At 59.0% G+C, this 21,799-nt stretch carries 16 protein-coding genes and 1 pseudogene; 1 reads left to right on the plus strand and 16 read right to left on the minus strand.

Translation table 11 applies throughout. From position 1 onward, the window contains the following. The 6 genes from ACMGE0_RS27070 to ACMGE0_RS27095 all read right to left on the minus strand — a co-directional run. The coding region (locus ACMGE0_RS27070; protein ID WP_436818990.1) for a condensation domain-containing protein at window positions 1-4,149 on the minus strand (4,149 nt) is incomplete at its 3' end. Between the two features lie 59 nt (window positions 4,150-4,208). Continuing rightward, window positions 4,209-5,648, minus strand: coding sequence for a cupin domain-containing protein (locus ACMGE0_RS27075; RefSeq protein ID WP_436818991.1), 1,440 nt, complete (start codon window positions 5,646-5,648; stop codon window positions 4,209-4,211). 59 nt (window positions 5,649-5,707) lie between these two features. Then, the gene (locus tag ACMGE0_RS27080) at window positions 5,708-6,694 is read right to left on the minus strand and encodes a TauD/TfdA family dioxygenase (protein WP_436818992.1); all 987 of its coding nucleotides are present in this window, start codon (window positions 6,692-6,694) and stop codon (window positions 5,708-5,710) included. After that, entirely contained in the window at window positions 6,691-7,590 is a 900-nt protein-coding gene (locus ACMGE0_RS27085) for a 4'-phosphopantetheinyl transferase family protein (RefSeq protein WP_436818993.1), read from the minus strand. The genes ACMGE0_RS27080 and ACMGE0_RS27085 overlap by 4 nt, the downstream gene beginning before the upstream one ends. Further along, window positions 7,583-8,314 (minus strand): thioesterase II family protein, encoded by a 732-nt coding sequence (locus tag ACMGE0_RS27090; protein ID WP_436818994.1) that lies wholly within the window; start codon window positions 8,312-8,314, stop codon window positions 7,583-7,585. The genes ACMGE0_RS27085 and ACMGE0_RS27090 overlap by 8 nt, the downstream gene beginning before the upstream one ends. A gap of 10 nt (window positions 8,315-8,324) precedes the next feature. Further along, window positions 8,325-8,555 (minus strand): MbtH family protein, encoded by a 231-nt coding sequence (locus ACMGE0_RS27095; RefSeq protein WP_436818995.1) that lies wholly within the window; start codon window positions 8,553-8,555, stop codon window positions 8,325-8,327. 315 nt (window positions 8,556-8,870) lie between these two features. On the opposite strand from ACMGE0_RS27095, the gene ACMGE0_RS27100 reads away from it, so the two are divergent. Beyond that, window positions 8,871-11,243: a penicillin acylase family protein gene (locus ACMGE0_RS27100; RefSeq protein WP_436818996.1), complete on the plus strand. Its 2,373-nt coding sequence runs from the start codon at window positions 8,871-8,873 to the stop codon at window positions 11,241-11,243. Between the two features lie 383 nt (window positions 11,244-11,626). On the opposite strand, the gene ACMGE0_RS27105 is transcribed toward ACMGE0_RS27100, so the two are convergent. The 10 genes and pseudogenes from ACMGE0_RS27105 to ACMGE0_RS27150 form a co-directional block, all read right to left on the minus strand. Next, a complete protein-coding gene (locus tag ACMGE0_RS27105; protein ID WP_436818997.1) occupies window positions 11,627-12,169 on the minus strand; it encodes a sigma-70 family RNA polymerase sigma factor in 543 nt (180 codons plus the stop codon). A 502-nt stretch (window positions 12,170-12,671) separates the two neighbouring features. Then, window positions 12,672-13,576 (minus strand): annotated as a pseudogene (gene kdgD / locus ACMGE0_RS27110) (5-dehydro-4-deoxyglucarate dehydratase). An 83-nt stretch (window positions 13,577-13,659) separates the two neighbouring features. Beyond that, complete coding sequence (locus tag ACMGE0_RS27115; RefSeq protein WP_436818998.1) at window positions 13,660-14,634, minus strand: mannonate dehydratase; 975 nt, start codon at window positions 14,632-14,634, stop codon at window positions 13,660-13,662. A 35-nt stretch (window positions 14,635-14,669) separates the two neighbouring features. Beyond that, the gene (locus tag ACMGE0_RS27120; protein ID WP_436818999.1) at window positions 14,670-15,407 is read right to left on the minus strand and encodes an ABC transporter ATP-binding protein; all 738 of its coding nucleotides are present in this window, start codon (window positions 15,405-15,407) and stop codon (window positions 14,670-14,672) included. Next, window positions 15,404-16,249, minus strand: a complete 846-nt coding sequence (locus ACMGE0_RS27125; protein WP_436819000.1) for an ABC transporter ATP-binding protein — start codon at window positions 16,247-16,249, stop codon at window positions 15,404-15,406. Before ACMGE0_RS27125 ends, ACMGE0_RS27120 begins: the two co-directional genes overlap by 4 nt. After that, window positions 16,236-17,060 carry an ABC transporter permease gene (locus ACMGE0_RS27130; RefSeq protein ID WP_436819075.1) on the minus strand — a complete coding sequence of 275 codons (825 nt, stop codon included), beginning with the start codon at window positions 17,058-17,060 and terminating at the stop codon, window positions 16,236-16,238. Before ACMGE0_RS27130 ends, ACMGE0_RS27125 begins: the two co-directional genes overlap by 14 nt. 74 nt (window positions 17,061-17,134) lie before the next feature. After that, on the minus strand, window positions 17,135-18,163 hold the full coding sequence (locus ACMGE0_RS27135) for an ABC transporter permease (RefSeq protein WP_436819001.1): 1,029 nt from the start codon (window positions 18,161-18,163) through the stop codon (window positions 17,135-17,137). Window positions 18,164-18,178: 15 nt separating this feature from the next. After that, the gene (locus tag ACMGE0_RS27140) at window positions 18,179-19,780 is read right to left on the minus strand and encodes an ABC transporter substrate-binding protein (RefSeq protein WP_436819002.1); all 1,602 of its coding nucleotides are present in this window, start codon (window positions 19,778-19,780) and stop codon (window positions 18,179-18,181) included. Window positions 19,781-19,794: 14 nt separating this feature from the next. Then, window positions 19,795-20,757: an N-acetylglucosamine kinase gene (locus tag ACMGE0_RS27145; protein WP_436819003.1), complete on the minus strand. Its 963-nt coding sequence runs from the start codon at window positions 20,755-20,757 to the stop codon at window positions 19,795-19,797. Next, window positions 20,754-21,788, minus strand: coding sequence for an SIS domain-containing protein (locus ACMGE0_RS27150; RefSeq protein WP_436819004.1), 1,035 nt, complete (start codon window positions 21,786-21,788; stop codon window positions 20,754-20,756). The genes ACMGE0_RS27145 and ACMGE0_RS27150 overlap by 4 nt, the downstream gene beginning before the upstream one ends. Between the last annotated feature and the right edge of the window lie 11 nt (window positions 21,789-21,799).

A 21,799-nucleotide genomic window follows, 5' to 3' on the forward strand; every position in this document is an offset into this window, starting at 1 on the left:
GGGATGCTTAACCGGCACGGTCAGCGTCAGCTCGCCGAGCCGTGTGCCCTCGCCCGCCGACGCGATCTGCGACAGAACCTCCACGTAATGGGCCGAAAGACGCTCGATCGTGGCGGCCTCAAAGACGCTTGGGCGATAGGACCAGGAGAGCGAAAGGCCGTGATCGGTCTCGTCGACATCGATCATCAGATCGAAGGCAACCGGTCGAACCACCTGCATTTCGGGACGAGCAATGGCCTCACCAAATGAAAGGTCTTGTCCATCCCCGTTGTTCCTGAGGTTGAAGGTGACATTGAAAAATGGCGTGGCCGATAGGTCGCGTTCCGGACGTAACGCATCGACAAGCCTGGAAAAGGGAAGGTCCTGATTGAGTTGGCCGGTGATCAGGCCTTGATGCACTTCGCGAACGAAGGTTTCGATCGTTTTGTCGCCGGTCGTTTCGCCGCGGATCACGAGCATCCTGACGAAGTCGCCTACGAGATCGCGCGTCTCTGGATCGTCACGTCCTGCAATCGGCACGCCGATCTGCGCATCCCGTCCGTTGCCATAGCGCGTCACGAGCAGGATGAGGGTCGAAAGCATGATCGTGAAGGGTGTCGTACGCCAACCTCTGGCAAGCTCGCCGATGCTTGTGGAAATGGATTGCGCCACATCGGCGTTCAGGGTTTCGCCGATGCCGGGATCGTCGGCGCCTGGGCGGACATCGGCAGGAAGGGCGGCCGTGCGGCCTTCGGTTCCAAGGTAAGACCGCCAATAAGCAAGTTGCCGCTCATACTCGATGCCGTCGATCGTTCTGGCGCTTTGCGCGGCGACATAGCCCCCGTAGAGAATGGACGGGCCCGGTAAGGCCGCCGCTCTGTTTTCGCACGCAGCAGTATAGACGGCTGCCAGCTCCGTCAGAAAGATTTCAGCCGATCGCGCATCGGCGACGATATGATGCGTAACAAACTGGAGAAGGCAGGCCTCCGGCCCGAGGACGATATAGCGAACCCGCAGCAGGGGGCCTTTGGTCAGATCGAACGGCCCGATGATGTCGGCAGCCAGAATGTGCTGTGCGGCGTCGCGCCTTCTATCAGAGGCGAGAGCGGACAGATCGTCACTCGCCCAGTCAAATGCCGGCTCGGTCGCAAATTCCTGGTAAGGAATGCCATCCGTCTCGGAGAAGCGCGCAGTCAGTGCCTCATGCCGTTTCAGGATGATCTTCAGGCTGTCGAGCATCACCTGCTCGTTGATTGCGCCGTCTATCTGCAGAGTTCGGACGACATTATAGGCAGCGCTATCGGGCTCCAGTTTCCAAAAGAACCAGAGCCCGCTCTGCTCGTGGGTCAGAGGAATGGGCTGCCCCTTCCTCGGCGAATTCGGCAGCGGATCGGTCCGGCGCTTCATGGAACGGACGAGGGCCGCCTGCTCAATAACGGTCGGAGCGCTGAAGGCGATCGCGGGAGAGAGGGAGAGGCCAAAGATCTCAGCAAGCCGCGCCGTAAGGCGGGCTGCCAGTATCGATTGCCCTCCGAGAGAAATAAAATCATCATCGCGCCCGATAGAAGCGATGCCGAGAATCTCTTCCCAGGCGGATGCGATGCTTCGCTCATATTCGTCGACAGGTGCTGCATAGGGAGGGCGGCCGGAAACCTTGCCCTCGTTGACATGGTGATAAGCCAACGGGGAAATCGAGCCGCTTAGCCATTCGGGCAAGCAGGCGCTGCGCCTCAGTTTTCCACTCGATGTCCGAGGTAGGTCGCCAGGCCTGAGCAGTAGCATAAGACCGGGCGCCTCCCCATGCGAGGACGCGACAGCCGCTCGGATCTGATCAAGGATAACATCGCCGCCAAGGCGTTCGAACTTGGCAGGCGAGACCTCGGCGGCGATGCCAATCGTCTCTTGTCCGCCCGCGATAATCGGAAAGGCAGAAATTCTTCCCTTGCGCAGCGCATCGACAGGATCGCCGACGGCCCTCTCGATGTCTTGCGGATAGTAGTTCTGGCCGCGAATAATGATGAGGTCCTTCAGCCTCCCGCTGACATAGAGGTGGCCATCCACGAGAAAACCCAAATCGCCGGTGCGCAAGCAGAGCCCGTGATCGGCGCTTTCGACGAAGGTTTCCCGCGTCGCCCTCCGGTTTTCCCAGTAGCCTTTCGCGACGCTCGGGCCGGAGAGCCAGATTTCGCCAATTTCACCCTCTGCGCACGTAGCGCCGCTCTGGGGATCGACGATGAGAACCTGATGATCTGCCTGGATGACGCCGCAATCGACTATTCCCGTTCCGGTGTCGTCAACGACCGCGCGTCCTCGTGAAAGAGCTTCGGTATCAAAGCGGCCGACCCTTGCGCCGGACAAAGGCTTGCCTCCGGTCGCCATGAGCGTTCCTTCTGCTAGGCCATAGCAGGGATAGAGTGCATCGGCCCGGAAACCTGCTGCTGCGAAGTGACCGGCAAAACTTGCCATGGTCTCCGGGCGGATCGGTTCAGCGCCGCAATAGGCGACCCGCCAGCTCGAAAGGTCGAGATCCTGCAACTGACTTTCCCGAATCCGGTCGATGCAGAGCTGGAAGGCGAAATCCGGACCGCCGCCGGCGGTTCCACGATACTTCGAAATCGCCTTCAGCCACCGGGATGGTCGTTCAAGAAAGTCCTGCGGCGTCATGAGGACCAGAGGGAAGCCATGATAGATCGGCGCAAAAAGTCCGCCGATCAGTCCCATGTCGTGATAGAGCGGTGCCCAACTGACCATCACGTCTTTGGCACCGAACTCCATCGCCTCACCGATCAGGCGTTCGTTCGCGGTAACGTTCGCATGAGAAACCATGACGCCTTTCGGCGTTGAGGTCGATCCCGACGTATACTGCAGAAAGGCAATCGCTTCCGGCTTGACCGCAGCCGGAGAGAGGATCGTCAGATCCCGAGGCGGCCCGACTTCAAACAGGATGGTCTGTTCTAAGCCTTCCGCAGCCGCGAAAGACGCGGCATGGGCGAGATGCGTCGCGTCGGTCAGGAGTACTGCTGGCTCGCAATCGGAGACAATCGACCGAAGCCTTTCGAGGTTCTGATGGTGCTGGGTTTCGGGCGGGAAGGCGGGAACCGCGATGATGCCCGCATAAAAGCAAGCGAATAAAGAAACCACATAGTCGAGGCCGGATGGCAGCAGGAGGACGGCGCGATCACCCGGCTCGGCCCGGTCCCGCAACTGGTGGGCCAAATGGCGAGCGCGCAGGTCAAGCTTTCGATAGGTCAGAGCCTCCTCACGGGCCTCACCGTCGACGAGGAAGCGCACCGCAATCTGGTCAGGGAATTCCGCTGCGTGCCGCACAAGCCTGTCGACAATCGTGTCTCCCGATCCCACCGCTTCAGAGCCCGACGAGGAATTGAGCGCGTGGATTGAATGCAGCGATGCCTTCTCCAGTTCGTGCTTGCGCGAGAGGAAAGGGCACCGTCCAGCGCTCGGGTCGTCGTCATCGGGAAGAAAGTATTGCTTCCATTCGCGGTTTTCCGGGTCGCCATATACACCGAGATCCGGGTGATGCGAAATGCCGTCCCATTCAACCAGCCGCTTGCGGACCTGATCGCGGGCCTGCGGACCGATCGCCTTTTGCGTGATCGCATCCACGAATACGCTCCTCGGCTGAAACAGCATGATCATGCCCGGTCCGAGATTGCGGCTGCGGCGTCTTTCGTAAGAGGGGGTGCAACCCACGACGAACATCTGTGTGCCGGCGAATTCGAATTCCCAATCAGGATGGTCCGGCTCCAAAAGCTCGCTTTGCTCGGTGAGCGTCGGATCCTGGTCGTGAAGATATTGCAGGGCTTTCCAAAACCGCTGCCTGTATTCATCATGGCTGAGAGGCACCGGGTCAGGCTCGAAAAAGAGCGCGAAATTGTTCTTCTCGTGCTCTCTCTCCGCCGACAATTCTGAGAATTTGGCCATCGTCCGGGGCAGATCTGTGAGATCTGTCCCGTTGACGAAGGAATAGAACATCTCGCCGCGTCGTTCGGCCTGGGTGCCGAAGAAGCAGGGAAACTTCGGATGTACCACATCCTGCCGGAATCGCTGGTAGGAGGAAACGAGCCAGTCCGGAATGGCGACTTCACCATGCCTGTCGCCGAGGATAACTCGCGTTCCCCAGGATGTCGTCTCGTTGGCTGAAGACGTCATTTGCTCTTGCTCGTTGGACATGTGCAATCCCTATGCGACGATGGCGAGAGTGACAGCCGCTACTCGGCGGCTGCCTTGCGTTGCTGCACCTCGTTCACCAGCGGCTCGATCCACTCCGGCGGGATGATCGGTTGATGATAGGTGCATTCGTCGGACTCGATCGATGATCCGTGCAGCCGCCCCTTGGGGACGAAGACCATCTCGCCGGGCTTCATGCGCAGCTTCATGCCGAGATTGGCCCAGAAGACCATGTCGCCGGACTCGATGACCACCAGACGATGATCGTTATGGACGTGGGTCGTGGAGCACATCTCGCGCGGCTCAACGAAGGTCTCCCTGTCGATATCGGGCCGCTCGGCCTCGATACGTTCGCTGATTGACTTGGCAATGTCGCGATACTGGTCGACGGCCGAAATCCAACGCATCTGATCGAGAAGGTCGTCCCATGTGCACGCTGCGAGCCTTCGAGCGGCAACAAAGCCTTGAGCGACCTCCGCCAAGCCACGGGCGCCATAGAGCCGCTCGACCTCGGTCAGCACCGAGCGGAAACGTCGCGTGATGCTCTCGATCGTCTTTGGCAGATCGAGACCGAACTCACCGCCGGAAATCAAGCCAAGACGACCAAGACCCTGGCCAACGATGCAGCCAAATGCGATGAATTCAGCTTCGGCGGCAAAGGCCGCGCCGTAGAGCGTCAGCGCCCGGTCGGGACGTGCGGCAAAGGCGTGCAGAAGGTTGCCTCCGGCCAGGCTGGTCGACAGGTAGAACTGCCAGTAGGAGTGCTCGCGCTTGCTCACGCCCACCTTGTCGGCGAGCTTGCGGATGAGAGCGTCTTCGAAACCCGCAACAGAAAGCCGTGGGCGGATGTCCTCCGGAAGGATGTCGAAGAAGCCCGCCGCCGCCGCCTTCGCCAGCGCGGCGCGTTTTGCCGGCAGCAGGCTCCAGCGTTGGATGAGAATGAACCGAAGCCCCTCCTCCACATAGTCGCGGTATTGGAGGAGTTCGAACAGATTGTTCCACTCCGTCGCTTCGTTTCGCAGATGGTCCGCGAGTTGTGAGACGCAGCCATCAACGTCGATTGCCTCGGACGGCTCGGCAAGATGGCTGAAGACATAGTTCTCGAGGAACGGCCGGACCCGAGCGGCTAGGATGCGGCCATCGCCGCCGTAGAAGCGATGGAACTCCTCGAAACTCTTTTCGCTGCCGTCCTTCGGCAATCGTGCGACGTCGAGCTCGTTGATGCAAAGCAGCATCCGCTGGGCGGCGAGCGATGGAAGAAGGCTGATCCGATCCGGGGTCACGGCCCGTTTGAACTTGATATAGTCGAGATCCTCCGGGCGCAGGGGCCGCCGGTAAAAATCTTCGTCGAGTTCGAGTTCCTCGACGTCGGCACTTCTGAATGCCTCATGCGCGGCAAACTGTTTGACCAGCTCGCGATGAGGCTCGAGATTTTCGAGATAGGGAGAAAAATCAAAAAGTCTTTCGGGATTCGCCGACATCGGAAGTCTCCTTTGCGGTTTGAAGGCGGTCAACACTGTGATGTGATGGAAGTGGTTGTTCAGTCTGGGTAGGTTTCGGCCATTGCCACGAGGACCCGGCGTTTGCCCTTGAACGGCGCGCGGCCGTGCGTCACCAGCATGTTGTCGAGCATGAGGATGTCGCCCTCCTCCCAGGGGAAGCTGAAGAGCCCATCGAGATAGGTTTCACGGACTTCATCGAGCAGCGCGTCTTCGATGCGGCTGCCGTCCCCGAAATAGACGTTGCGGGGCAAGTCTTCCTCGTCGACGATCTCAAGCAGAGATTCACGCACGGACGCTTCCAAGCCGGACACGTGGAAGAGATGCGCCTGGTTGAACCAAAGGTCCTCCCCGGTCGTCGGGTGCTTCGCTACGGCCTGGCAGATTTGACGTGTGCGCAGTTGGCCGTCGGCGAGCCATTCCCAGCGAATGTCCTGCTGGCGGCAGAATGCCTCTACGACGGTGCGATCATCCGTTTGGAACACTTTTTCCCATGGAAGATCGAGGCCGTTGCCGTAGTTGCGGACATACATCAGGCCCTTGTCGACGAACTGGCGGCGGAGTTCTGGCCGCAGTTTTCGATAGACCTCCCGGCTGTCGGCGAGGGGCGTTGCACCCCCCTCCTCAGCCGGAATGTCGCAATAGAACCAGATCTTCAGCGGCCAGCGCAGGGTATACGCTTGCTCATTGTGCTGCGGGATCCATTGATGTGCAGGATACTCCGTGGATGAATAAACGCCGGCATCGATCTTGCTGCGCGGCGTCGATGCGAATTCGTACGATGCGAGCTCGTGTCCGAAACTCCGCGCAAATGCGTTGAAGCCGGGAACGTCGACTTTTCTGAACCCGCGGAAGAGGATCGCTCCTTCCTGCGGCAGATGTTGGTCAACCAGCGTCTTAACCACACCGAAGTGATCGGAAAGAGCTGCATCTGGCGTTCCTTGCACAAGGACGACGGCAGTCCCTTTGTGCTTCCAGATTTCGGTGACGTCGATTGCGGTGATGGGATTAGGCTGTACTGCGCTCATGGCAACAACTCCGCTCGGACTGAGGCAAGACAGTTCTTGTGAGAAAGTGATCGTGGATTGCTGTCGACCGGAGCCTCGACCAGGGCCTTGCCGTCGCAATACCGGATATCCGTAGCCAGAAACGCCGTGGCCACTGCCCCGACGACGGATGGTCCCCCACGGAAGGGGGAAAGCCAGCAGCAACCGTCGGCGCCCAGATCGACCTTGCTCTTGGGACGACCTTGTGGATCGACGACGGAGAGAGCCGTCATCGCGTCGTGCAATCCTTTACCCGTCGCTTTTACAAGCGCTTCCTTGCGCGTCCACACGCCAATGAAATGGCGTTTTCGGCGCTCTGGGTCCTGCTCGTGTATGACGTAGCCAATCTCGTGTGTGCTGAAGGCGATCGAAGCGGGACCGGTCCAATCCGCGGCGTTTTCCTCCAACTCGATGTCGACGCCGATGCGGCCGGCCGCAGAAACGGCGAGCGACCACCAGGAACCGCTATGGCTCCAGTTGACGTATATCCCCAGATCTTGAAGGAACGGCTTCCCGAAAGCACCGCGCTGGAACCTGATGTCGGGCGGCCGGCGTCCAGTATAGTGCGACAGGATCTTGCGGATTGCGCCCCTGCCGATCTCAAATCTGCTTCGGTCCAAAGCGAAACGAAATCGCCTCGCCCGATCGATCTCGTCCATAGACAGAAAGCTGCGGACCGTCTGCCTTGCCGACGCGCTCAGGCTGTCGACATCGAAAGTCCAAAGGTGAACAGCTCGGGGATCGATGCCAGAATGCCGTAACCCGGACCCGACGCGCGGCAGAAATTGGTCGCTCGTTATTGGGGTTTCAGAATCATATATTTCCAATGCTCTCCCGGTGCGGATCTCAGCGTTCCGCACAGCTCCAGCTTCAAGCATCGATAATCTCCATTGTGGTTCTCAGTTCGGAGAGCGATGCCCTGATCGCGTTCAGGAGCTCCTTTCGGCGGGAGTCGATAAAGAAATGATCCCCGTCGATCATCGCCAGTGCGAAGCGGCCTGATGTCTCCTCCTGCCAGGCAGTGAGGTGCCTTCGCGGCGCCGACACTTCATGATCGTCGGTCCCTCCGAAGACCGTGATAGGGGATGTGAGTTGTGCCCCATGGGCCTGCTCGTAGGTTCCGCATAAATGGAAGTCGCTTCGGATCACCGGCAAAACGAGGTCCAACAGTTCCCGGCTTTCGAGAAGTTCATCCGGTGTGCCGCCGAGCGATCTGAGTTCGGCCAGGACTTGCTGCTCAGGGCTGTGCAGCCAATTGAGCTCGGCTTCTCGATAGCCGGGGGCACGGCATGCGGCGAGCCCGAGCCATTTGGGCTCCCGACCTATCGCCTTCAGCGCATGCGCCAACTCGAAGGCGACAAGAGCGCCCATACTGTGCCCGAAGAGCGCGCAGGGTTGCTGCGAGAACGGCTCGATTTGTGTCAACAGCCACCGAACCAGATCTGGCCAGTTCGAAATTGGCCGTTCGTGCCGGCGTGCGCCGTGTCCGGGCAGGTCGAACGCACGAACCCTTATCCATGACGGCAGTACCTTGTCCCAGTCACGATAGGTCGAGGTCGTGCCACCCGCATAAGGGAAGCAAAGAAGGTTGAGCCGAGGCATTTCGAACCCTTCAGGCTGAAGCTTTCTCGGTTGCCTGACGGTCGGCCAGCGCCTTCCTCAGGCTGAGCGGGCGCATGTCGGTCCAGACCTCCTCGACATAGGCGAGGCACTCCGCCTTTTTTCCGGTTTTCCCGGCGGAGCGCCAACCGTCCGGGATCGGCTTGTAGGTTGGCCAGATCGAGTATTGCTCTTCGTGATTGATCACCACGGTGAAATCGGTGTTTTCGTCGCCCCAACTCATGAGATCCTCCTCAATCAACGTGCAGTCTCTCGAGAACCGCCGGTTTAAGAGGCCGTGCCCGAAACGTTCAGCGTCCTGCCAGGACTGATGATTGCCAGGCCGGACAACGGAGAGACGAAGCGGCGCGTCGACTTTCTAGGGGTGTTCGAATTTTTTTCTGCATATGGCCTTGAAACGTGTTCAGGAGAGGCTGCTGTGAGGCGCAATTGAACGAGGCCGGGACCGCGCCCTTGAAAAATGGCCTTCATGTCCGTCATCCGAAGAGAGGTGATCGTGTGTCGCCGAATTGAGGGTTGCCAGCGGAAGAGTTATCGGATGACAAAAGGCCAATCTCGCTCAATGATCAGCTTAGCGATAAGGTTTGCGGCCCTTGGGCCAGGCTTACTGGGTCTGGTCCTGGCGGCGACCCCTGAAGTTCACGCGAGAGATCAGAAGAGTCCTCCGGTTAGCGTCCAGATCATTAGAACGACGTTCAACATCCCTCATATCAGGGCTTCGGATTATCGAAGCCTCGGCTATGGCGTCGCATACGCCTATGCGCAAGACAATGTCTGCCTGCTTGCCGAGACGCTCATCACGGTCCGCGGAGAGCGCTCCCGATATTTTGGCGCCGAGGGCCACCCGTCTTGGGGCGGGCCGGCCAATCTCGAAAGCGACACGTTCTATCGCTCATATGTCGATCCGACGAAGGTTTCCGAGCTTTACGGCAGCATCAGTCACGATGCGGCAGAACTGGTCGCTGGCTACGCTGCTGGATATAACCGCTATCTCTCCGACACTCCGGCAGGGGCACGTCCGGAAACCTGCCGCAGTGCAGAATGGGTGGCCCCGGCGTCAGCGAACGATATTCTTCTCTTGATGGCCGACAAGATGATCCAGGGCAGTATGGGGAGCCTGAAGGAGGCCATTGCAACCGCCATGCCGCCATCCGAGACGCCGGAGCCGGCGGCGAGTGCTCCTGGATACCATGATCAGCGGGAGCCCGCACCACCGGGGAGCAACGGATACGCCCTCGGGCGTGACCTTGCCGCCGGCGGCAAGGGAATCCTGGTCGCAAACCCTCACTTTCCGTGGGACGGTCCTAACCGGTTTTATGAGATGCACCTCACGATTCCGGGCCGTCTCGATGCGATGGGCGTAACCATTCTTCCTTATCCCGCCATCATCATTGGGTTCAACAAAAACGTGGCGTGGACCCATACCGTTTCAACGGGGCAGCGCAAGACGTTCTATGAGCTGACCCTTCTTCCTAGGGATCCAATGTCTTATCAGTATGACGGGCACCCGGAAAAAATACAGCCCAAGCCAGTTTCGATCGACGTCTTGCAGGCCGACGGCTCTCTTCGCACAGTCACACGCATGACGTATTGGAGCCGTTTCGGCCCCGTCATCGGAAACATCGCGGGCAAGTCGACCTGGAGCGAACAACGAGCCTATGCCGTTCGCGATGCCATGCTGGAGAACAGCCGAGCGCTGGACCAGTGGCTCGACATCGATCGAGCGGACGATGTCGTCGACGTCCAGGCCGCGCTGAAAAGAATTCATGGTACGCCCTGGGTCAACACGATCGCCGCCGATCGCAACGGCAACACCCTTTACGCAGATCTGTCGATCGTACCGAACGTTTCCGAGCAGCAAATGCGAAATTGCCAGCCGTCAACAGAAGCGCAGGCGATCGCCAACAATTTCGGCGCTGTGATTCTTGACGGTTCGCGACCGGATTGTGGATGGAAAAACGTCGAGGGCTCACTTCAGCCGGGCATCCTGCCCGCGGAGAAGATGCCTCTTCTCCAGCGCGCTGACTACGTCCTCAACAGCAACAACTCATTCTGGCTTGCAAATGCCGAGCATCCTCTAACCGGCTATGCGTCGATCATCGGTGGCGTCAATGAGCCGCAAAATCTACGCACGAGAGCGGGATACCGCCAGCTGAGAGAACTGATCGCCGCCAGGAAAGGAAATATCACACCAACCGATCTCCAGGAGATGCTGCTGAGCAACCGCAACTATGCTGCTGAGATGGTTCTGGACGACATCCTAGACATTTGCGCCTCACACAGCACCACCGTCGCTCGGCCTGTTTCAGTCGGATGCGCTGCGCTCAGGCAATGGAATCGACGGGATGACGCAGCAAGCGAAGGCGCAGTCATATTCCGCGAGCTTTGGCAGCGGGTCAACGACCTGCCGGATCAGGATCTCTGGAGCCGTTCCTTTGATCCATCGGACCCACTCACGACGCCGAGAGACCTCGCCAAGGAGAGACCGGATCTACGAGACCATGTGCTGCACATGATTGGTGACACTGTCGAGCAACTTAAACGGGCAGGCTTTGATGCGGATGTGCCACTTGGCGCGGTACAGAAGCGCGCAAACGCACTTGGCATTCCCATCAGTGGCGGAAGCGGTCCCGAGGGCGTCTTGAACCTGATGGATTTCGGGCCTCTGGGGCCTCAAGGCTATGACAACTTGGGCATGGGCGGTTCAAGCTACATTCAGATCGTGACCTGGAACGAGGATGGCCCGGTTGCTCGCGCTCTTCTCACCTATGGGCAGTCGTCGGAGAAGAGTTCTCCTTATTACATCGATCAAACCTTGGTGTTCTTGTCGAAGATGCTGCCGAAGCGACCGTTCTCCAATGACGAGGTCCGACGGAACCGACTAAGCGAGCTCAACCTTTCCGACGAATAAACTTGGAGCGTTGCCAGGAACGCAAATGTCTCAGCTTTTATCCGGAGGGTGCTTTAAATTGGGACAGTGATCGCCTCCACGATCTGATGGTTGTTCCCTAAGCAACGGCAGGAGCTCCAAGGTATCAAGAACCTTGCGGTACGCGCCTGCCCTGGCTGGTACCTCTCCTAACCACGTTTCAAACTCCATCAGAAGTTCGTGGTTTTCGGGGTCCTGCTTGAGGCGGTCGACCCAAGATCGGGCTTCATGCCAGTCCTCGTCCGCAAGTGCGTCGGTCAAATTTGTCATTCTAGTTCGTCACCACGTTCATGTCGGCTCATCAATTCGGCAGCAAGATTCATGCCACTCGAAGGCACAGCGGAAGCCGGCGATCTTTAGAGCTTCTATCTACAACGTGGCTTGAAATCCGGCAATTGCTGGGAAAGTCGCACTTCCGCCTGCCGCACGAGCTGGTCTGCTCGGGCAACGGAAACCCCGAGTTGCGCCGCGATGAGCTTGAAGGAGACGCCATCGATCCATCGCATCTTGAATGCCGTTGCGATGCGCGGCGGCAACCCCTCGATGGCATGCTTCACCAATCTAAGCTGCTCTCGAACCAGCACCTCCTCTTCGGGAGACCGCTCCTTTTGAGGAACGTTTTGCAGTGCTTCCTCGGGCGAGCGGCGAGAGCGATCTTGTGCCAAGGCGCGTAATCGATCGGTACAGAGGTTACGCACGACGCCGAAAAGATAGCTATTGAGATTTCGAATTTCCCCACGGGGACCAAAAGCCCATTGAGGATCATTCCCCTGGATCGCCGAAAGTCGGATAAAGGCCTCCTGCACGACATCTTCAGCGTGCTCTCGGCCGGCTCTGGCGGCCGCATATTCGATCAGGCTTGCCCGGTGCTGCAGAAACACGTCGACAACGCTCTCGTCTTCCTGCATCGCGACCCCCGGAGACTATTTGACCACATCGGCGAAGGGAAACCTGATTTTTTTACCCTACTTCTGCGAGTGTGGTGAGACAACTTCGGAAACTACGATATTGACAACTCTGCGTGTGCTGACACTTGCCTCGCAACAGGGCTTGGAAGTGGCGAGATTGCTCGACGTTGATTCTATGTCGGCGTAGGCCGCGTCTCCGAAACTGCTGCGCTGACGGGTACCCTCGGGAGCTGCAGAATTACGCATTTAGGAACATCTCGGGCACACGTGACATACTTTGCGCGGCATGGCCATCGCCGAATGTGTTGCTTGTCCGTGCCATATCCCGATAAGCTTGATCGTCGACCAACAACCGATAGAGTTCGCTTTCAATCCGGTGTGACTTATGCCAAACGAGTTTCGCAAGTCGTGGCGCCTTCTTATCAGCTCGAGTATGCCGTGATCACCATGACATTCCTCGCAATTCTGTTTCCGCTGGCGGCGGAGCCCACGAACTACAAGATTACGGCTTGTGGCTGCCGATAAGCTTCAGGAGCATCTGCTCCTCTTCCTCTGTCAAGTCATCGAGCGGCGGGCGTACCTTTCCGGCATCGAAGCCCTGCAGGCGTACGCCGGCCTTGATGGCGGAAACGGCATAACCCTTGCGGCGGCTGCGCAGCGCCATGAAGGGATAGAAGAAGTCGCGCAGGATCTCTTCGCAGCGGGTGCGGTTGCCGGCGCGCAGCGATTTGTAGAAGTCGACCGCAAGGTCAGGCACGAAGTTGAAGACGGCGGAGGAATAGGTGGTAAAACCGGCGCCGAGATAGGCTTCGGCAAAAAGTTCCGCCGTCGGCATGCCGCCGAGATACATCAGCCGGTCGCCCATGGTGGCGGTGATCTGCCGGACGAGGCCGATATCGCCGGTGCCATCCTTGAAGGCGATCAGGTTGGGGCATTCGTCGCACAGGCGCTTCAGCGTATCGACCTGGAGCACCGAGTTGTCGCGGTTATAAACCATGACGCCGATGCCGACCGACTGGCAGATGCGCTTCACGTGCTGGTAGAGGCCTTCCTGCGGCGCGTCGATCAGGTAATGCGGCAGGAGAAGGATGCCGTCGGCACCGGCCTTTTCGACGTTCCTGGCCAGTTCCACGCCGACATGGGTGCCGAAACCGCAGCCGGAGACGATCGCCGTTTGCCAGCGGCTTCCTTGGCCGCTGCAACAATGTCGGGAATTTCATCGGGAGACAGGGAGAAGAATTCGCCGGTGCCGCCGGCTGCGAAGAGCACCGGCGCCTCGAAGCCCGACAGCCATTCGACATGGTGGCGATAGCTTTCCGCCTGGAACTGACCTTCCTTGTCGAAATGGGTTACGGGAAAGGACAAGAGGCCGGTGCCGAGCAAATTCTTAATTTCTTCGGGTGTCATCATCGCCAGTCTCCACACTTAAATGTAGCTTCTCGCCGCTGCTCAGACGTCCCAGCGGCGAGGCACTCTCGGTACCTGGGGGATTAGTAGACTTCCAGCGCCTGCAAAAGGGCGGCGGTGTAACCGTAGCAGAAGGCAAAGGCGACGCCCTCGGGATCGCGACCGGAGATGGTCGGCACGTGGTCCGGCATGATCATGTACTGGTAGCCGACCTCCTTGTAGACCTTCAGGGAAAGCGCCATGTCCATGTCGCCTTCATCAGGAAAAGTCTCCATGAACGACAACTTCCCACCACGGATGTTGCGGAAATGAAGGTTGAAGATCTTGTCGCGGCTGCCGAACCAGCGGATGATATCGTAGATCTCTTCGCGCGGGTTATCGAGCATCTCGCCGACCGTGCCCTGGCAGAAGTTCAGGCCATGATAGGGGCTTTCGCGCATGGTCACGAATTTCTTGAGACCGTCCACCGTGCCGAGGACGCGTGTCACGCCCTTATACCCAGGCGGCGTATAGGGATCGTGCGGATGGCAGGCAAGGCGAATTCTGTTCGACTCCGCAACAGGGACGACCCGCTCCAGGAAGTAGTCGATCCGCTCCCAATTCTCGTCTTCCGAAAGAACGCCAGCCAGCCCCGGGGCGGCATTCTGATCCGCTTTTTCCCAGCGGAAAGCCGCATTCATCGAGCCGCCCCGACCCGGTTCGTCCGGCGTGCGAGGAATGCCGATCAGGTTCAGATTGTATTTTGCAGCGGGGATACCCGCGATGTGGAGGTTCTCGATAAGTTTGCAGATCTCGTCGATCTGGCGCTCCCGATTGGGTCCCGCGAGCAGAATGTCAGGGTAGGTGGCGCGTTCGATCGGGTTCGAGGGGAGCGGAATCTGGATCATATCCAGAATAAGCCCGAAGCTTTCCACCTTTTCACGCAGGCGCTTTAGATCGTCGAGGGTCCAGGTACCGGGCTTGCCTTCCGGATCGGCGCAGATGTGCTTGATGCCGAGTTGCGCCCAGACGCGATAATCGTCATCGTCCCTCGCCTTGAGCTGTGTTCCTACATACATTGATTTGCCTCGTGTAGTTGATTTTGGAGAAAGGGTTACAGAAGGCTCGCTTCCAACAGCGTCTGCGCGTAGCCGGAGTGGGTCCGTCGCACCCGCACGTCTTCCTGACTGAGTTCATCAACGAAGACCCCGTCTTTCATCACGAGGATGCGGTCGCACATATGCGAGATCACCGCGAGGTCGTGGCTGACGAGCACGAAGGTCAGATTATGGGCCTCTTTCAGGTCGCTGAGCAGGTTGAGAACTTCAGCTTGTACCGAGACATCGAGCGCAGAGGTTGGTTCATCGAGCAGCAGGAGCGGCGGTTCGAGTATCAGGGCACGTGCGATGGCAACACGTTGCCTTTGCCCGCCCGATAGTTGATGTGGAAACCGTTCCGCGAACTGAGGCGGGAGGCCAACCTGGCGCAAGGCATCGGCGACCTTGTCCCAACCGGCGCCGAGCCCCATTGCCTTTAGAGGTTCTGCGAGGATGCGTCCGATGCGATGACGCGGGTGCAGCGAAGCATAGGGGTCCTGGAACACCATCTGTGCCAGCAGCAGTTCCTCCCTGGTTCGCATTCTGCCGACAGGTTTCTCGCCTAGGGTGATGCTGCCCTCCCAATGACGATCGAGGCCAGCAAGAGAGCGCAGCAGGGTCGACTTGCCGCAGCCGGATTCACCGATGATCCCAAGGGTCTCGCCTTTGCTCACGTAGAAGGAAACATCCTTGACTACTTTCCGGCGGAAATCCCCCGAACCGAACGAAACAATAAGGTTTTTAACCTGGATCATGGGCGTGGCTCCGCTGCGTCGATCAAGGCACGGTCGAGCGTCTGCAAGCGACGCACCGGATGTGCGGGATCCGGCAGTGCGGCGATCAGGCCGCGGGTATAGGGGTGCTCCGCGTCTTCCAATCGCTGCAAGGTCTCGACCACCTTGCCCTTGTACATGACCATGATCCGCTGGCAGAAGGCAGCCACCATGCGGATGTCGTGGCTGATCAGGAGGAGACCTGAGTTATTCTCCCGAACCATCTCGTCAAGCAGGTTCAGGACGTCTCCTCTGACACTGACGTCGAGCGCCGAAGTCGGCTCATCCGCGATCACGAGGCGAGGCTTCGCGAGCAGCATCATTGCAATCATCACCCTCTGTCCCATGCCGCCTGAGACCTGGTGCGGATAAAGCCGCATCGTGCGCTCGATATCGGTGATACGGACCCGCTCAAGCATCTTCGCCGCGAGCTCACGCGCCTCTGACCTGCTCACGCGGCGATGCAAAAGCGCTGCTTCCGCAACCTGTTTACCGATCGGGATCACCGGGTTCAGCGAATAACGAGGATCCTGCATGATCAGCGCCATGCGGTTTCCCCGAAGCGCGCGCATTTCACGCTCGCGGCGGTCAAGCAGTGTGTTGCCCTCAAAATCCAACTGGTCGGCAGTGACCCGGGCAACCGTCGGCAGGAGCTTCATGATCGCGCGACCGAGCGTCGACTTGCCCGAGCCAGATTCGCCAACCACGCCCAATCGCTCGGGGCCGAGATCGAAAGAGACATTGTTGACGGCGGGGATTGCTCCCTTGCCGAAGCGGACAGACAGGTTCTTCACCTGCAGGATTGGCTTGTCAGGAGCGGACATGACGAGGATCCAGAATGTCGCGAAGCGTGTCGCCGACGAGATTGAACGCAAGGCTGGTCATCAGGATGGCGATGCCCGGCATGACAGCAACCCACCAGTTGTCGAGCATGAACTTACGCCCGCTTGAAATCATCGCACCCCACTCTGGCGCCGGCGGTTGCGCGCCGAGGCCGAGGAAACCAAGCGAGGCGGCCGTCAGGATGATGCCGGCCATGTTGAGCGTCAGCCGTACGACGACGGAAGGAACACACATTGGCGCGATGTAGAGGAACAGCAAGCGCGAGGGCGATGCTCCGTAGAGACGCGCGGCTGAAACATAATCTGTATTGCGAACGATCAGGGTTTCGGCTCGGGCAAGGCGGGCGATCGCCGGCCAGCTTGTGAGCGAGATCGCCACGATCGCCGTTTCAAGTCCGGCGCCCAACGCTGCGGCAAAGGCGAGCGCCAGGATGAGTGACGGGAAGGAAAGGACGATGTCTGTGAAGCGCATCAGAACGGAGTCGATGCGCCCACCAGCGAAGCCGGAGACAATGCCGATGATCAGGCCCAGCGGACCGACGATAAGGGAAACCGCCGACACGGTCAGGATTGTGATGCGCGCGCCGTAGATCAGCCTTGAAAAAATGTCGCGCCCAAACTCGTCGGTGCCTGCCCAGTGAGCCGCGCTTGGCGGGCGAAGCGCTTCGGCAAGGTTTTGTACTGCGGGGTTGTAGGGCGCGATCCACGGCGCAAAAACGGCGCAGATGATGAGGAGCAGGACGATGGCAAAGCCGAACAATCCTAATGGTTCTTGAGACAGCTTGTCCCACATGCCCCGAAGGCCGCGGACAAAGCGGGCCGCGTAACTCTTTGTTGCTTCATCATTTGAGATCGAGTTTTGCAGGGTCACGGCGTCACCTCCCGCGTGCGAGGATCAAGCAGCAGATATGCCAGGTCCGAGATGAAGTTCAGGATCATGAAGATGAAGCCGATGATCAGCGTTCCCGCCAGGATCGCGTTCATGTCGCCGATCATCAGCGCGTTCGTCATATACTGGCCAATGCCCGGCCAGGAGAAGACGATCTCCGTGACGACGGCGCCCTCAAGCAGCGTTCCGTATGAGATCGCCAACACCGTTACCAACTGCACCGCGATGTTTGGCAAAAGGTGCCCGGTGAGGATTTGGAGGCTTGAGGCGCCTTTGGCGCGTGCGGCGATCACATAGTCCTGATTGAGCTGCTCGAGCGTAAAGCTCCTCGTCATCCGGGTAATATAGGCCATGGCGGAATAGGCCAGAATGCAGGCAGGCAGGATGATGTGGCTGGCTGCGTTCCAAAAGGTTTCCGTGTCGCCGACAAGCAGGCTATCGATGAGCAGGAGACCCGTCCGAGGTTCGACCAGTCCCTCGAGATAAGTATCCACCCGGCCTGGGCCGCCGACCCACGAAAGACCCGCATAGAAGATCACGAGGCCAACAACGCCGAACCAGAATACCGGTATCGAATGGCCAACGAGGGAAATCACACGGGCGACCTTGTCGATCCACGTGTCGCGAAAGAAAGCGGCGATCATTCCAAGCGGAACACCGAGCACGGTCGAGATAATGACGGCGAGGGTGGCAAGCTCCAGCGTGGCCGGAAAAGCTTGAGCAAGATCCTTTGTGACCGGGTTGCCGGTCAGCACGGCGACGCCGAGATCGCCGTGCAATAACGAGTTCAGATAGATGAAGAACTGCTCGTAGATTGGCAGGTCGAGGCCGAGCTTCTGCCGCATTGCAGTGTATGCGGCAGGGTCCGCCAGCTCACCCACGATGGCACCGACCGGATCGGTTGGAAGAACGCGGCCGATCGTGAAGGTTACGATGAGCAGTACGAACAGGCTGATGAGCAATTGCCCGAGCCGCCTGATGATTTCGAGGAGCGTAAATTCCTTCATGACCGGCCGGGTTCTTTACTTGCCGTCCGACTTGCTGACAGTGTCAACCCGGTTGAGCGTCCAGAGATTGCCGTGGAAGCCCTTGACCCGGGCGTTAAGAACCACCGGCTCGAAGCGTTCGAACATCGGCAGAACGGCGGGCTTGGCCGCGATGAATTTCTCCTGCAACTCCTTGATCATCCCGGCGCGCTTCGCCTCGTCACGTTCAGCGTTTGCCTTGTCGCGCAGGGCGTTGATTTCGGTGATGTCCCAGGCCGAGCGCCAGACGAAGTTGCCGGCGTTCTTGGCTTCGAGCCGGTTGTCGGGGTTGGTGACAAAGTCGTTCATCGCACCCATCGCGTTCGGCATAACGGCGGAAGACTGCGGGATGAGGAGATCGAAGTCGCGGGCACGATGGGAAGCCACGATATCGGCGCCGTTGCCCTGCTTGATGCTGACATTGATGCCGATCTCAGCGAGATTGGCCTGAATGGCCGTGGCCATATCGACCCGCGGCGGCTGGGCGATCGTCTTGATCGTCAGAGAGAAGCCATTCGGATAACCCGCCTTGGCGAGCAGTTCCTTGGCCTTTTGCGGCTGGAACGACCAGTCGGGATTGGCGATGGCGCCCTTCCAGTCTTCCGGAACCGGAACGTTGCGCTGGCGCCCGTACGGACCGAGAACGGTTTCGGCAATGCCCTTGTAGTCGATCCCATAAGCAATGGCTTCACGAACGGTGGGATTGGCGAGCGGCTCCTTGCCGGCATTCATCGCCAACACGTAGTAACCACCCACCTTGACCCGGTCGACCACGAATTTGTCGTTGCCGACGAACGTCTTCACATCCGGAGCGGTAAGTGCGTTTGCTATATCGATATCACCACGTTCCAACATCAGCCGGGCCGTCTGACTTTCCGGGACATGGCGCATCGTCACACGAACGATCGCCGGTGTCTTGCCCCAAAAGTTCTTGTTGGCTTCGAGGATAACGATGTCGTTCGGCGTCCAGCGGCGCAGCGTGTACGGACCGGAGCCGGCTGTATTGGTGCGCAGCCATTCGTTGCCATAGTCGTTGTTGGCAACATGTTTCTGGACTTCGACGCTGTCGACGACGCTCGAAACACCCATGCCCAGTCGGTAGAGGAGATCTTCGGCAAGCACGGCGTCGGTAAGTTCGATTCGGAATGTCTTGTCGTCGACCGCCTTCGCGAGGCTTTCGATATTGTCGGCCGTATAGCCTGCGCCTTTGAAGTATGCGGATGCAGATTGGCTCAGTTTCAGGAGGCGGACGAGGGAAAACACCACGTCATTGGCTGTCACCGGATTGCCGGAGGCGAACTTTGCATCGCGCAGCTTGAAGGTAATGCCCTTGTCATCGATCTTCCAGCTCTCGGCCAGTTGCGGCTTGATTGCATTGTTGTCCTCGCTGTCCATCAAGACCAGGCGATCATAGGTATTGGCGAGGATTTCCTGGGTCTTCGGCTCGGTCCCCTGTTGCGGATCGACGGAAAGGACCTGGGCAAGCGAAGTCCCGATAACCAGCTGGTTGTCGGGGGTCGCCGCGAACACGGCTGGTGCGAAACTGATGGTGGCGGCCAGTGTAGCCGTCATGATTAGGCGTGAACGAAATTTCATCATCGAATTTCCTCCGTTTAGTTGAGAGCGGAACGCTTCTCCGTGACATCAACTCGCCGGTGTTCCCTTTCCGACGCCTGATAGAGTTTTCGCGCAAGTATGATCGCGCCCGAAACCGGCGGTTCCTTGAGAAGAACGACATCCCTCGTCGCGCAAACCCGCGCCTTGATCGATGCTCTGACCGCCTCGAATAGGACTGGCTGATTTGTGATGACGCCGCCGGCGCAGACGACCGTTGACACGTCGCCACCTCTGCGGGCCAAGAGTTCGATCATTCCCGCCATTGCTTCGGCATGGGCGTCGATAACAGCCTGCGCCCGCATCGATCCCACCTCAAGGGCTGCAAACACCTGTTCGGCAGCTCTTGCCCATTCTCGCGGTTCTGTTGCCGTCAGCCGATGCTGAAGGCCGTGCGGATGGTCAACCTCCAGGCCCATGAGCAGAAGGTTTGTCAGGGGATCGACTTGTTCGCTATCATAGGCGTGCAATACCTGCCTGGCCGCATCCCGAACGATGCCGACAGCGCCGCCCTCGTCTCCCAAAAGCCAACCCCAGCCACCTACCGTGAGCGCCTCTCCATCGGACTGGATGGATGTTGCCGATGAACCTGTTCCGGCGATCAATCCAGTTCCAGACGGACTTCCATGAGCAAGAACCAGAAGATGGGAATCGTTGAGGATGCGGACGATCGGATACTGGCTTCGTATGGGCGTCTGAAGGACTTCCTCTTGCTCACGACTGTCATTGCCGTGAACACCAGCAACAAGACTGGCAACGGTTCCTCGTCCGGCGGTCGAGGTTTCGACTAGCGTTGCTAATGCATGGGCGCGATCGCTGTCTGACAGGCCCGCCCAACCGGTACTGGAGTGGATGGTGTCGTGCAGGATCGCTCCCGTATCGGCACGTTCGATCCGGATGTGTGTCTTGCTGCCACCGACGTCGACGCCGACCAGCAGTTCCGGAGCAGGGAAATTGGTCACCGCGCCACCATCGCATGGTCAGTTTTTGTATCGAGCCGCTTGAAGGCTGGCTCGTTGATGTCAATTCCCCGCAGTTTCGCCGTCGACAGGGTAAGCTTTTGCATCGCGAACGTGGCGGCGAGCGAGAAGCCAATGCCATCCGCGACGGGCACCGGAAGTCGCAGGCAGATCGCAGGCAGATTAGTGGCGCCGCCATTCTCCCCGGTGATATAAACCAGCTTATCCGTCCGCTCCGATAATTGCGTCACCAACAGGGCTTCGCGGTCAGCGCCGAAAACCACGTGCGCTGCCGATTTCGCGGCATCCATCGGACCATGAAGATACTGGCGCGTCTCCATCGCTGTGGCGATGATCCGGGGGCCCTCTCGCAGCATGAGGGCGGCCTCCTCCGCGACTGATATCATCGGAGCCGGTGCGACAAAATCCGTGCTGGGGCAACTCACGATAAGATCAGCAATCCTGTCAATTTGGGGTGAAGCGTCCTCAACGGCGGCAAAGGACGACCTGATCAAAGTCTTCCAGGTGTCAGAACCGCGCCGGCCGGTCCAGCTGTCGATCAGCATGCCAAGCGCAAGCAGCGTTCCGGTAAAGCTGACGAAGGATACCGAGCTGTCTGCCAGATCACCGAGATTGAGTGCGCGGCTGCAGATATCGGCAAGCGGCGAGGGCTGGTAGTTTGTCAATGCGAAGCGATAACCGGTTCCGCGGTTGGCAACCTCCACAACCTCGGCGCTACGGCCGCTTTGGGAGATGTAGATCGTGACGTCATTGCGATCGCCCAGGCCCGCCGGCATCTCGCTCGGAAGAAAGCGAACGGCATCGATTCCAGACGCGCGCAGGCGAAAGGCAGCAGCGCCAGCCGCAGCGTGACTTGCACCAATACCAACAAGGGCAATCCGTTGAGGTTTGGGAATCGGATTCTTCTGTAGCTGATCTTCAAGCCGGTCAGCCACGGCTGCCAGGGCTTCCGGCTGTACTGCGAACGAAGATTGGGCATCAATCCACGCTCGCGGCTGATATATCTCCGACATCGACACCCTCC

Source organism: Neorhizobium descurainiae (genome assembly GCF_051400715.1).
In the GTDB taxonomy this organism is placed as follows: Bacteria; Pseudomonadota; Alphaproteobacteria; order Rhizobiales; family Rhizobiaceae; genus Neorhizobium.